This window comes from Streptomyces tremellae, from assembly GCF_039540215.1.
GTDB lineage: Bacteria > Actinomycetota > Actinomycetes > Streptomycetales > Streptomycetaceae > Streptomyces > Streptomyces tremellae.
The window spans coordinates 138,463-150,323 of record NZ_BAABEP010000011.1; the positions used below are offsets into that span (position 1 = coordinate 138,463).

Genomic DNA, 11,861 nt, shown 5'->3' on the forward strand with positions numbered 1-11,861 from the left:
CGCGACCTCGGGCGGAGGCGGGGCCCGCGGCCCTGGTCGAGGCGGGCCGGTCCTCGGGCGGACGCGGCGGCACGGCCGGTGCGGCGACGGCAGCGGCCGGGTACGGACGCGGCGGCCGTGACCCGATCGGTACGGCCGTGGGTGGACGCCGGTGCGGCGGCCGTGCCCCGGGCGGTACGGCCGCGGGTGGTGCGGGCGGGCGCCTCAGGCGACCGGGTCACCGACGAGGCCGCCGGTCGCGGTGCGGATCGCGCGGGCCAGCCGGTCGGCCACGGCCCTCGCGTCGGCGAACTCCGCGAGGTCGGCGCCGCCGAGGATGGCCGCGCCGATGTGCTCGTCGAGCACCCGCACGACCGCGGCGGCGGCGGCCGCGGCCATCCGCACTTCCAGGTCGTCGTCCGGGCGCCCGAGGCGTTCCCCGATGACCACGCGGAGTTGGCCCTCCGTCTGGTCGCAGGCCATCAACCACGCGGTGCGCAGAGCCGGTTCGGTGTCGGCGAGCCGGATCATCTTCATCGCGAGCATCTCGTCGGCGAAGTCGACCGGCGCGTTCTCGCGGGTGAGGCCGCCGAGTTCGGCGGCGAGGTGGTCCTCCAGCGAGACCTCGCGCGGCCAGCCGCGCAGCGCCCGCATCAGGGTGACGACCCCCTGCATGACGACGGGCTCCGCGCACGCCTCCTTGCTGCGGAAGTGGCGCCAGATGGTGCGCGTGGAGAGCCCGACCGCCTCGGCGATCTGGTCGCCGCTCGTGGCGGCCACCCCCTGCTCCCAGAACAGCCGCGCCGCCTCCCGCGAGATCTCAAGCCGCAGCCGCAGCCGCCGCTGCTCGCTCATCCCTCCCGCGCCGCGCTTCCTCGGCTCCATGGTGTGCTCCTCACCCTCCCCGTTCCGTCACTAGAAGACAGGATGTCACTTAGTGACAAGAAAGGGAAGCGCACTGCCGGGGCCGGGCACAAAGACGCTGGTCACAGACGCCCCCGAGGGCCCGCGCGCAGCCGCCGACAGCAGGCGCACTCCCGTCGGTGGGCGTCGAATGAGACGCTGTGCGGCGGACACCACCGCCGTACGGGCGCCACGGCGCCGCGCGCCCCGGGCGGCCGGCGCGCCCGCTGCACGGGCACGCCTGTCGAGCGGGCGGGCCGTTCCCCGTACGGGCGGGTGGCACGGCACCGTGCATGGCGGCGTCGCGTACGAGAAGGGGAGCCCACCGGTGAACGGGGAGACCGACCCGGCCGAAGAGACCGACGACGACCGGCGGGCGGGCGGCACCCGTGCCCGCGCCACGGCCCCCGGCAGCCGGCGCGGTCCCGACGAACCCGCCGACGCCACCCGGGACAGCCCCGGCAGGACGGACCCGCCCCGACTGCCGGGCGGCCCCCGGCGCGCCGGTCGGGCGCAGTCAGGAGGCGGGCGGCCCGCGGACACCGCAGCCGCGCCACCGGCATTCGCACCCGCACCCGCACCCGAGGCACCCGCACCGGCCGCGGCACCCGCACCGGCACCGGCGGCCCCGGCACCCAAGGGCCGCGGCCGGCTGGTCGCCGCGCTCATGGTGTCGACGGCGCTCGCCGCGCTCGACAGCACCATCGTCTCCACCGCGGTCCCGCAGATCGTCGGCGACCTCGGCGGATTCCCCCTCTTCTCCTGGCTGTTCTCCGGCTATCTGCTCGCCGTCACCGTCACACTGCCCGTCTACGGCAAGCTCTCCGACACCTTCGGCCGCAAGCCGGTGCTCCTCGCGGGCATCGCCCTCTTCGTCGTCGGCTCCCTGCTGTGCGCGACCGCGTGGAACATGCCGTCGCTGATCGCGTTCCGCATCGTGCAGGGCCTCGGCGGCGGCGCGCTCACCGGCACCGTGCAGACCGTCGCCGCCGACGTGTACGCGCTCAAGGACCGGCCCAAGATCCAGGCCAAGCTGTCCACCGTGTGGGCGACGTCGTCCGTCGCGGGACCCACCGTCGGCGGCCTGTTCGCCGGTTACGTGGACTGGCGCTGGATCTTCCTCGTCAACCTGCCGATCGGCGTCGTCGCGCTCGCGCTCATCGCCCGGCACCTGCACGAGCCCTCGGCCACGCGCACCGCGCACCCCGGCCGCGCCCTCGCCAGGATCGACTGGTCGGGCGCCGTACTGATCTTCGCCACCGGCAGCGCGCTGCTCACCGCGCTCGTCCAGGGCGGCGTGGCCTGGCCGTGGCTGTCAGGACCGAGCCTCTGCTTCTTCGGCGCGGCCGCCGCGCTCGGCGCCGCGACGATCGCCGTGGAGCGGCGCGCCGCCGAGCCCATCATCCCCGGCTGGGTCTGGCGTCGGCGCTCCATCGTGGCGGTCAACCTCGCACTCGGCGCGCTCGGCCTGCTGATGGTCGCGCCGACGGTGTTCGTGCCCACGTACGCCCAGTCGGTGCTCGGACTCAGCCCGATCCCCGCCGGGTTCGTGCTGTCGGCGATGAGCCTCGCCTGGCCGATCGCGGGCGCGCTCTCCAGCCGCGTGTACACCCGCGTCGGGTTCAGGGGCAGCGGTGTGATCGGGATGTCGATGGCGCTCGCCGCGCTGCTGATGTTCCCGTTCCTGCCGTTCCCCGGCGCGCCCTGGCAGCCGGTGCTCGTCCTGCTGCTGCTCGGCGCCGGGCTCGGCCTGTTCCAGCTGCCGCAGATCATCAGCGTGCAGTCGTCGGTCAGTTGGGCCGAGCGCGGCACGGCGACCGCGTCCATACTCTTCTGCCGCCAGATCGGGCAGAGCGTCGGCGCCGCGCTGTTCGGCGCGGTCGCCAACAGCGTGCTCGCCTCACGCCTCGCGCACGCGCCGACGCCCGGGCTCCACGACCTCAACTCCGTGTCCCAGGCGCTCGACAACCCCGGGAGCCTGACCGCGGCGGGCGCCGACTACCTGCGCCGCGCGGTGGACGCCGCCACCGGCCACGTCTTCCTCTTCGCCGCCTGCGCCGCCGCGGTCTCCCTGCTGGTCCTCCTCCTCGTCGCGCCCCGCAGGACGGTCGTCCTCCAGGACGAGGACGCCGGCTGACGGTTCAGGCGGCCGTGAGCACCGAGGCGTCGCCGCCGTCCTCATCGAGCCACACCAGCCGTACGCCGCAGCGGTCCTCCTCGGGCTGGAAGTAGCGCACCGCGCGCTCGGGGGAGGCGAGCCGGAACGCCCGCGCGCTGTCCACCGCGAAGACGTCGGCCCGCCCCTGCCTGGCCAGCCCCCACGCCACCACGCAGGCGTCCTCGCCGGGCCCGCCGACGTCGTACGTCGCGACGACGGCGAACACCCGCGGCGCGTTCCAGCACACGAGTTCGTGCAGCTCCCGTTCGAAGTCGTACGGCTCCTGGCCGGTTTCCTGCGGAGGTACGTTCGGCATGGATCTCCCCTGGTCCAGAAAGGCGCGGTGCCGGACGCGTCCGGGCACGGCGAAGCAGAACCGCCTTCTCGGCGGGGCCGGTTGGAGCGGCCTCAGGGATACGCTAACCCCGACGACGGGATGCATGCCATAGAATCGTGGACAGCCGTCATGATGAGTGAAGGGGAGCCAACGTGAGCCCGCACAAGATGCCGCCCTCGATGCGGCAGAGACGACTCGGCGCCGAGCTGCGCAGACTCCGCGAACTCGCGGACCTCTCCGTCACCGAGGCGGCAGCCCTGGAGGGTTCGACGCAGCCACGGCTCAGCAGCATCGAGGCGGGCCGGTACGCGGTGGGCGCCGACCGCGTGCGCGCCATGGCCCGCAACTACGGCTGCATGGACGAGGCGTACATCGAGGCCCTGGCGGAGATGACCGGCGGGCGCGTGCGCGGCTGGTGGGACGAGTACCGGGAGCGGCTGCCCGCCGACGCGCTCGAACTCGCGGAGGCCGAGCACCACACCGCGGCTTTCCGCTACGCGACCATGGCGCACATTCCGGGGCTCCTCCAGACGCGTGCGCACGCCTACGCCGTCATCGCCGACGCAGTTCCGCCCTTTCACCCACCGGCGATCGAGCATCGCGTGTCGTTCCGCATCAAGCGGCAGGAGGTCCTTTACCGAGAGGATCCTGCACCTCTGACCGCGATCCTGCACGAGACCGGCCTGCGCATGGGGTTCGGCGGACCCGAAACGTCGCGCGCCCAGTTGGAGCACCTGCTCCAGGTGAGCGAGATGCCGCATGTCACCATTCGCGTCATCCCCTTCGGGGTAGGCAGTTACCCCAGTTCCGGAGCCGGGGTCACCTACCTCGCGGGGCGTGTACCCGAGCTGGATACCGTCCAGCTCGATACAGACCACGGCCCGGCTTTTCTGGACACCCGTCCCCAGCTGGCCAAATACCGAATCGTGCTGGACAGCATGGAAACTTGTAGTCTCACTCCGGCGAAATCACGCGACCTGATCCACCGGGTCCGCAGAGAGTTGTGAAACGGAGCGTCCATGCCCGGCCTCGACTGGCAGAAGTCCACCCACAGCGCCGAAGCCAACAGCTGCATCTACCTGGCGAGCGCGCCCGACGGGACCGTCAAACTCCGCGAGAGCGACGACCCCACCACCATCGTCACCACCACCCCCGCCAAACTCCGCGCCTTCATCCTCGGCGTCAAAGCAGGCGAGTTCGACCACTTCACGGATGGCGCGGCCCAGGGCTGACGCCGTACAGAACACACCGGTACGCGCCCTGTAGGCGCGCCGGCAGTGTGCGGAGCCCGCTAGAGTCTCCTACTGGAACAGTAGCGCAGTAGCTACACCTACGTGCGAGAGAGGCCGGGCCGCATGCCCTCAAGAACACTCCCCGCCGCCTCGGTGCGGCAGCGCCGACTCGGCTCGGAACTCCGCAGGCTGCGCCGGTCGGCCGGGCTGACCGCGGGTCAGGCAGGGGCGCTCGACGGCTCCTCCCAGCCCCGCATCAGCAGCATCGAGTCCGGCAGGTACGGGGTGAGCGCCGAGCGCGTACGCGCGCTGGCCCGCATCTACGGCTGCCTGGACGAGGCATACGTCGAGGCGCTGGCCGAGATGACCGGCGGGCGCACCCGCGGCTGGTGGGACGCGTACCGCGACCTGGTCGCGCCCGACGCGCTCGACCTGGCGGAACTGGAGCACCACGCCCCGGCGATGCGCACCGCGTCGGCCGTCCACTTACCCGGTCTGCTCCAGACGAGAGCGCACGCCTACGCGGTGATCAGCGACGCCGTACCGCCCCTCGCACCCTACGAGGTCGAGCACCGGGTCTCGTTCCGCATCAAGCGGCAGGCCGTGCTGTACGGCGCCGCCTCCGCGCGGCTGACGGCGATCGTGCACGAGACCGCGCTGCGCCTGGACCTCGGCGGCCCGGCCGTCGCGCGCGAACAGCTGCGGTTCCTCCTGGACATGGGCGCCCGGGACAACGTCACGGTGCGCGTCCTGCCGTTCGGCACCGGCACCTCCCCCGGCGCGGGCGGCAACATCTGCTATCTGAGCGGTGCGGTCCCCGCGCTCGACACCGTCCAACTCGACGCCGAGCACGGCTCGATGCTCCTCGACAGCCCCGCGCACCTGGCCGGGTACCGCACGGTGCTCGACCGCCTGGAGGCCCGCAGCCTGGACGAGGCGGCGTCGCGCGAGCTGATCCGGCGGATCGCCGCGCGGCTGTAGGCGGGCCGGCGCGCGGCGCGGCCACGGGGCAGAGCCCTCGTACGCGGGGAGTTGCCAGGGCCACGCGGCCCGATCAGGATGAGGTCACCGACCCACCTCCCGGCCGCCCGGTCGGCGGCCGGCGACGGAGGCGTCACATGGCGAGAACCGCGAAACCGGACCCCCGCGTCCCGAAGCCCGCACGGCCGGCGCAGCGCCAGCCCCAGAAGAAGGGGCAGGGCCGGGGGCCGGGGCAGGCAGCGGCGCGGGGGCGGGCCAGGGCCCAATCCCCCAGCCTGCGGCGCCTGGTGGGGAAGGCCGCAGGGGTGGCCGCGGTGCTCCTGCTGTTCCTCTGGCTGTTCGGACTCGGGGTGCAGCGGCTGGTGTACGCGGCGGGCTGGGCGGGGGACGCCGGCACGATCCGGGTCGCCTCCTGCCACGACGAGGGCAGTTCCGACTCGCCGTCGTGGGTGTGCTCGGGCACCTACCGCTCAAGCGACGGGCACACCACGGATCCGGACGCCGCGGTGAAGCCCTCCGGCGACGAGGAGGGCCGCACGATCGACGTGCGCCGCAGGTCCGGCCATGCGTACTCCGCCACGGGCGGCGGCGAGTTGGTGACCCCGCTCGTCCTGGTCGGCTGGGGCGGCCTCCCGCCGCTCGGCGCGCTGTGGGGCGGCCGGGCGGCCCTGCGCCGCTGGCTCGACGACGTACAGGCGGCGCGCCGAAGGGGCGGTTCCCGCCAGGGGAGTTGAGTACCGCGGCGGTCCACGGCCGGGACCGTGGACCGCCGCGGCCCACGGGTCAGGGAATGGCGTGGCCCAGGGCGAGCAGGACCGCGGGGGTCAGGAAGGTGTAGAGCGCGGTGACGGTGAGCACCCCGCCGAGGATCCGCCCGGGGAGCCTGCCGTACGTGGTGGCGGCCACGCTCAGGAAGGCCACCGCCCACACCGCCAGGATCGACTGGAACATCCAGGTGCCGTCGAAGAACGACCACCAGAACAGCGGCACCAGGGCCACCGCGACCGCCAGGTTCCCCACGGGCCTGAGGTCGAGGCCCTTGACCAGGGTGAGGCCGAGCGTCGTGAAGAACGTCGCGTAGAACACGACGAGGCCGGCCAGCGGTATCCCGGTGGCCGGGGGGACGGCCGCGAGGAGGTACACGGCCTCGGCGAAGTCGACGACGCCCGCGACGAGCGTCACCCACCCGACCGAGACGAGGGGGTCGGGCGTCCCTTCCGCTTTCTTGGCGCCCACTCCGAGGAATGCGAGCCCGTTGAGCCAGACCGCGAGGCCGGACACCACAAATATGACCGTGATAGGCGGCATGTCACCTAAGCCTTTCCGCTGTTTTGCGCGGGCCTCTTGGACCCGCCTGCGTGCGAAGAGAGCGGCAATGGCCATAAGCGGCGGCATGGTAAAATCGAAACCGCTGTGGCCACGCCTGTGCCGGGATGCCGACCTGTGGAGCCGGACGCATCACGGCAGCTGTGTGCGGGTGCTGCGGCGTGCAGGAGCTGCCGCTCGGGCGCGATGGATCAGATCGCGCCCGGGCCGCGGTCCCGCGAGGAGCGGCACGGATGCCCCCACCCCTCACCGGCCTTCACGCCGTGTTCGAATAACGGTTGTTCTTTTCCGCGGCCGGACGGCGCCCGCGCGCAGGTGCCCACACCGAAAGCAGCACCAACGCACCGCTGGGCGTGGAACTCCGCACAGACGTCGCAGCCGACCAGAAAGCATTTCATCGACGGCTCATTACCGATCTGCGGCATCCGGAAGTACAGTGCGTTACGTGAATCGGCTCAGGTAAATCGGCCATGTCCGCGGAGCGGATGAGGGCGGAAATGCACCGGGGAACGCCACTTGATCGCGCGTGCGCGGTTTGCGGCGAGTGTCGGGGGCCGGCCCCGGCTGCGAGCCGGGGCGCCCGCTCCAACGCCCCCATTGACAACGCCCCCTGGCGCAGCATGCAATATGTTGCATGCCGGTACCGCAGGGCCGAGGGCTCGTCTCCCGATCACTCCTCCGCGACCGCGCCTACGCGGCGCTCAGGGACGCCATCGTCGCGGGCACCCTCGCACCCGGCGAGCGGCTCAACGACACCGATCTCGTCGCGTGGTTGGGCGTCAGCCGCACCCCCGTCAGGGAAGCGCTCGCGCGGCTCGAACAGGCCGGGCTCGTACGGACGAAACCCGGGCGGCACACCATCGTCAGTCCCCTCGACGAACGCGCCGCGCGCGGCGCCCAGTCGGTCACGGCCGCCCTGCACGAACTCGCCATACGCGAGGCCGTGCCGCGCCTGTCCGCGGCCGAACTCGACACCATGCGCCGGGCCAACGCCCGGTTCGCCGCCGCGCTGCGCCGGGGCGACGCCGAGGATGCGCTCGCCGCCGACGACGACTTCCACCAGGTCGCCGTGGTCGCCTCGGCCAACGACGCGGTCCGCACCGTCCTCGAACAGTTCACCCCCGTGCTGCGCCGCGTGGAGCGCCTGCGCTTCTCCTCGCTGAGCGGCCGCGCCTCGGTCGCCCAGCACGACCGCATCGTCGACCTGTGCGCCGCGGGCGACGTGGAGGGCGCCGTGGCCGCGACCCGGGCCAACTGGGGGACCCTGCTGCCGCTCCTCGACACCGCGCCCGCCCGCGACGACACCGCGGCCGAATCCTCCGCGGACGGTTCGGCACCCCCGGACTGACCGCGGCTGGACGCGCCCGCACCCCGACGACACCGCGCCCGCCACCCCATCCGCACCACGCCCGCGCCCCGGCAAAGGAGCACCCATGCCCCTCAGCGACTTCCCGCGCCACCCCCTCCTCTTCGGCCCGAGCCCCGTGCACCCGCTCGACCGGCTCAGCGACCACCTCGGCGGCGCCCGCGTCTGGGCCAAGCGGGAGGACTGCAACGCGGGCCTCGCGTTCGGCGGCAACAAGACGCGGAAGCTGGAGTACCTGGTCCCCGAGGCGCTGCGGCAGGGCGCCGACACCCTCGTCACCATCGGCGGCGTGCAGTCCAACCACACCCGGCAGGTCGCCGCGGTCGCCGCGCACCTCGGCCTCAAGGCCGTTCTGGTGCAGGAGAGTTGGGTCGACTGGCCCGATTCCGTGAACGACCGCGTCGGCAACATCCTGCTGTCCCGCCTGATGGGCGCGGACGTACGGCTCGTCGACGCCGGGTTCGGCATCGGGGAGAAGGACAGCTGGCACCGCGCCCTCGACGACGTACGGGCCGCGGGCGGCACCCCGTACGCGATCCCCGCCGGTGCCTCCGACCACCCGCTCGGCGGCCTCGGCTTCGCCAACTGGGCCGAGGAAGTACGTCAGCAGGAAAGCGAGTTGGGTGTCTTCTTCGACACGATCGTGGTGTGCAGTGTCACCGGCAGCACCCAGGCAGGCATGATCGCGGGCTTCGCGGGCCAGGACCGCCCGCGCCGCGTCCTCGGCATCGACGCCTCCGCCAAGGCGGCCGAGACCCGCGCCCAGGTCGCCAGGATCGCCCGCGCCACCGCCGGACTCATCGGCCTCGGACGGGACCTGGCCGACGACGAGATCACCCTCCTGCCCGGCTGGGCCGGCGACGCCTACGGCATCCCCGCCCCCTCCACCCTCGACGCCATCCGCCTCACCGGCCGCCTCGAAGGCGTCATCCTCGACCCCGTCTACGAGGGCAAGTCCATGGCGGCCCTGATCGACCTCGTGCGCGACGGCACCATCCCCAAGGACTCCACCGTCCTCTACGCCCACCTGGGCGGCCAACCCGCCCTCAACGCCTACACCGGCGCCTTCCACTGAACCCCGCCCGCAAAGAACACATCGATGCCACGCAGGGCGGCTTCAAGGCGTGGTGTGCGCAGGCCCGTTCGTGGTCGGGGTGACATGCAGGACAGCTTCCGCGTTTGCGAGCATGCGGCCGATCCCGATCGGAGGATTCTCGAACTCCTCCATGACGACGTCGTACGGCTCGACCTGGTGGACGGCATTGTCCAGGCCCGTGGCCTCCACGACATATCGGTGACCTACCGGTGAATCGGGATCCTCGACCTTTCCCCAGGCGGCCCCCCAGCGCCGCACGAGTACGTCGCCGAGGTAGGAAGTGAGATCTGTATGGAGCGCAATCCAGTCCTCCTTTTCGAACTCCCCCAGCGGCAGGAGGTCCACGTAGTTCTGCAGTGCGGGCATCAGCAGCAGAGCATCTTCCGCGTACCGTTCCGCCGGCAGCCCCAGAGCAGTCGCAAGCCCGACAGCGTTGCGGTGCGCCCCTTCTGACCACTTCCGTGCGTCTTCTGCCAGGCCCTGCATCGGTTCACTCGGTATTTCCCAGTCCCTTGTTCGACCCGGCCACTGGGCATTGCCGGCCAACACAGTGTCTCTATGGCGCAAGTGCGCCTGCCGCCCCCGAGAGACGGCGGAGGCGGGATCGCGACCGTCAGGTCGGGAACTCACCGAGCCAGCTGCGTTGGATGAGGTGGTGGGGGAGATAGTCGGAGGTGACGTTGAGGGGGAATTCGCCGTCGTGAGCGAGACAGGTGATGGCGAGGGGGCCCAGCGCAATGTATCCGGTCGGATTGTTTACCCGCTCCTCGTCCGATGTCCAGTAGCCCTTGTGGTATTGGAGCGCTTCATAGAGGGCTTGGTCATAGCCGTCGGTGTCATGAGTGACGAAGCGGTGGAACAAGTTGATGGGCTGGTAGAGGATGTGGTTGAGCAGGTCCTTGGGGGTGATGGTGGCGGTGTCGGGGTGGGAGAGCTCGATGGTCTTGAGAAGTTTTTCGGCGACACCGGGACGCCGGAGCCAGTAGGTCTGAAGCGTGTCGATCCACTGGAAGACGTACTCGTCCGCCTCCCAGCCCTCGTTGCGCTGTGATGCGCGGAAGAGGTCGAGGGGGATTTCGCAGAGCTGGGTCATACGTGTTTGATCGCGGCAGACGATGGCGAGCCAGAAGGCGGTGAGCCAGTTGCCGGGACTGACAAAGCCCCGGGGGCCGGCGGCAGGGATCGTGCGTACGTCATGGTCAATGCGCGCCTGGATCGTCGTCTCGGGTGGCGCCGCGGCGGCAGCGAACAGTGCCGATCCGATCTGCATTGCCGTCACCACCGCTTCCCAGGTCTCGACGCGCGCGGCACGCGGATCGATCAGACAACGGGCTTTCGCGTGCAACTCTGCGGTCGACAGGGCGCTTCCCAGCATCTCGGAGGACCGGCTCAGAAAGCCGACCGCCTTGACAGTGCTCTCCGCCATGACGCGGACGTATTCTTCACTGTTCCGCCCGGGGCTGACATGCCGGGTAACCTCGACCACGGTGATACTCCTCTTAACTTACGTCGAACCGTCGCATGTAGTAACCGCCGTGCCTACCGACGATACTTCCATCATGCAGCACTGTCTCGACGGGATTTCCCTTGACAAGGACATACTCCAGCCTTCCATCGAGCAGGGCTTCCTGCAGCTCCATTGAAAGCTGGGCTTCGCTGGGGTGAAGTGGGCCACGCTCTTGCATTTTGCGCATTATGTCCTCCAGGTAGACTCTCGTTCCCTGCGACGCCCGCGTCCCGTCTGGAAGATTGCGCGCACCGAGGTCGGTGGTGAGGCTGCTCTTGGCCTCGACCACCACGTAGCCGCCGTCCTTGAGGCGCCATACCTGGTCGAACTGATCGTTGCCGTTCCGCGGCCCGTGGAGCGTCATCTGCTCTTCAACATCGAAGTGTTGCGGTATGGCGTGGTGCTGAGCAACCAGTTCCCCGTACTGCTCACTCGTCTCTGTCACGGCCCTGTGCAGAGGGGTGTGTTCAAGGGACGCCGCGTCGTAGGCAGCGCGATCCTCTGGTGTTCCCGTCTTTTCGAGCGCTTCACGCAAAGCCATCAGGGGGTCATGCTTCGGCGTGTCCGCACGAATTGCCGTCAGCCGTTCATGGGCTTTGCCGTTCAGCAGGTCATGCGTCTCGTGGGCCAAGCCCGCCGTGTCGTGAATGGCTCCATGATCCAGATAGCCAGGACTCAGCGGAGGCGGCGCATCTGTGGCGGCGATCCAAGGGCCGTTGGGATGCGACTTGATCAGGTGTGGCAGCGGATTTCGGTTGTCGTCCAGTGCGTCCGTCGACTTCCTGATGCCGTTCGAGCGGTAGTACTTCTTGAAGTACTCCGGGTCGTGGTTGGCGCGGTGGACCTGCTGGTCGAGTATCTCGCGGTAGGGGCGGCCGGGTTCGCTGTCGGGGTGGGTGCCCGGGGGTTCGTGTTCCGGTGTGGTCGGGTCGTGGGGTGACGGCGTGGCGGGGTCGTGGGCGGGTGGGGGGTGGGG

General features: G+C 70.9%; 12 protein-coding genes and 1 pseudogene. 7 read left to right on the forward strand and 6 right to left on the reverse strand.

Annotated features, from left to right (window positions below; all coding sequences use genetic code 11):
- Positions 1-204: 204 nt before the first annotated feature.
- Entirely contained in the window at positions 205-864 is a 660-nt protein-coding gene (locus ABEA77_RS11390) for a TetR/AcrR family transcriptional regulator (RefSeq protein ID WP_345644841.1), read from the reverse strand.
- 346 nt (positions 865-1,210) lie between these two features.
- Here ABEA77_RS11390 and ABEA77_RS11395 point away from each other — a divergent pair, with 346 nt between their 5' ends.
- Positions 1,211-3,019: an MFS transporter gene (locus ABEA77_RS11395; RefSeq protein ID WP_345644842.1), complete on the forward strand. Its 1,809-nt coding sequence runs from the start codon at positions 1,211-1,213 to the stop codon at positions 3,017-3,019.
- A 4-nt stretch (positions 3,020-3,023) separates the two neighbouring features.
- Here ABEA77_RS11395 and ABEA77_RS11400 read toward each other — a convergent pair whose 3' ends face one another.
- Positions 3,024-3,356 carry a hypothetical protein gene (locus ABEA77_RS11400; RefSeq protein ID WP_345644843.1) on the reverse strand — a complete coding sequence of 111 codons (333 nt, stop codon included), beginning with the start codon at positions 3,354-3,356 and terminating at the stop codon, positions 3,024-3,026.
- 200 nt (positions 3,357-3,556) lie between these two features.
- On the opposite strand from ABEA77_RS11400, the gene ABEA77_RS11405 reads away from it, so the two are divergent.
- The 4 genes from ABEA77_RS11405 to ABEA77_RS11420 all read left to right on the forward strand — a co-directional run bounded on the left by ABEA77_RS11405 (position 3,557) and on the right by ABEA77_RS11420 (position 6,324).
- A complete protein-coding gene (locus ABEA77_RS11405) occupies positions 3,557-4,384 on the forward strand; it encodes a helix-turn-helix domain-containing protein (RefSeq protein ID WP_345644844.1) in 828 nt (275 codons plus the stop codon).
- 12 nt (positions 4,385-4,396) lie between these two features.
- On the forward strand, positions 4,397-4,609 hold the full coding sequence (locus tag ABEA77_RS11410; protein ID WP_345644845.1) for a DUF397 domain-containing protein: 213 nt from the start codon (positions 4,397-4,399) through the stop codon (positions 4,607-4,609).
- Between the two features lie 123 nt (positions 4,610-4,732).
- Complete coding sequence (locus ABEA77_RS11415) at positions 4,733-5,590, forward strand: helix-turn-helix domain-containing protein (protein ID WP_345644846.1); 858 nt, start codon at positions 4,733-4,735, stop codon at positions 5,588-5,590.
- A 137-nt stretch (positions 5,591-5,727) separates the two neighbouring features.
- Positions 5,728-6,324: a hypothetical protein gene (locus ABEA77_RS11420; protein WP_345644847.1), complete on the forward strand. Its 597-nt coding sequence runs from the start codon at positions 5,728-5,730 to the stop codon at positions 6,322-6,324.
- Positions 6,325-6,373: 49 nt separating this feature from the next.
- Here the strand turns inward: ABEA77_RS11420 and ABEA77_RS11425 are convergent, their stop codons facing one another.
- Entirely contained in the window at positions 6,374-6,898 is a 525-nt protein-coding gene (locus tag ABEA77_RS11425) for a hypothetical protein (RefSeq protein ID WP_345644849.1), read from the reverse strand.
- A gap of 652 nt (positions 6,899-7,550) precedes the next feature.
- Here ABEA77_RS11425 and ABEA77_RS11430 point away from each other — a divergent pair.
- A complete protein-coding gene (locus ABEA77_RS11430; protein ID WP_345644852.1) occupies positions 7,551-8,264 on the forward strand; it encodes a GntR family transcriptional regulator in 714 nt (237 codons plus the stop codon).
- A gap of 85 nt (positions 8,265-8,349) precedes the next feature.
- Positions 8,350-9,357 carry a 1-aminocyclopropane-1-carboxylate deaminase gene (locus ABEA77_RS11435; protein WP_345644855.1) on the forward strand — a complete coding sequence of 336 codons (1,008 nt, stop codon included), beginning with the start codon at positions 8,350-8,352 and terminating at the stop codon, positions 9,355-9,357.
- Between the two features lie 42 nt (positions 9,358-9,399).
- On the opposite strand, the gene ABEA77_RS11440 is transcribed toward ABEA77_RS11435, so the two are convergent.
- The 3 genes and pseudogenes from ABEA77_RS11440 to ABEA77_RS11450 form a co-directional block, all read right to left on the reverse strand.
- Complete coding sequence (locus ABEA77_RS11440) at positions 9,400-9,864, reverse strand: hypothetical protein (RefSeq protein ID WP_345644857.1); 465 nt, start codon at positions 9,862-9,864, stop codon at positions 9,400-9,402.
- Positions 9,865-9,991: 127 nt separating this feature from the next.
- Positions 9,992-10,864: an immunity 49 family protein gene (locus tag ABEA77_RS11445; RefSeq protein ID WP_345644860.1), complete on the reverse strand. Its 873-nt coding sequence runs from the start codon at positions 10,862-10,864 to the stop codon at positions 9,992-9,994.
- A 13-nt stretch (positions 10,865-10,877) separates the two neighbouring features.
- A pseudogene (locus ABEA77_RS11450) lies at positions 10,878-11,861 on the reverse strand (hypothetical protein); the annotation flags it as partial.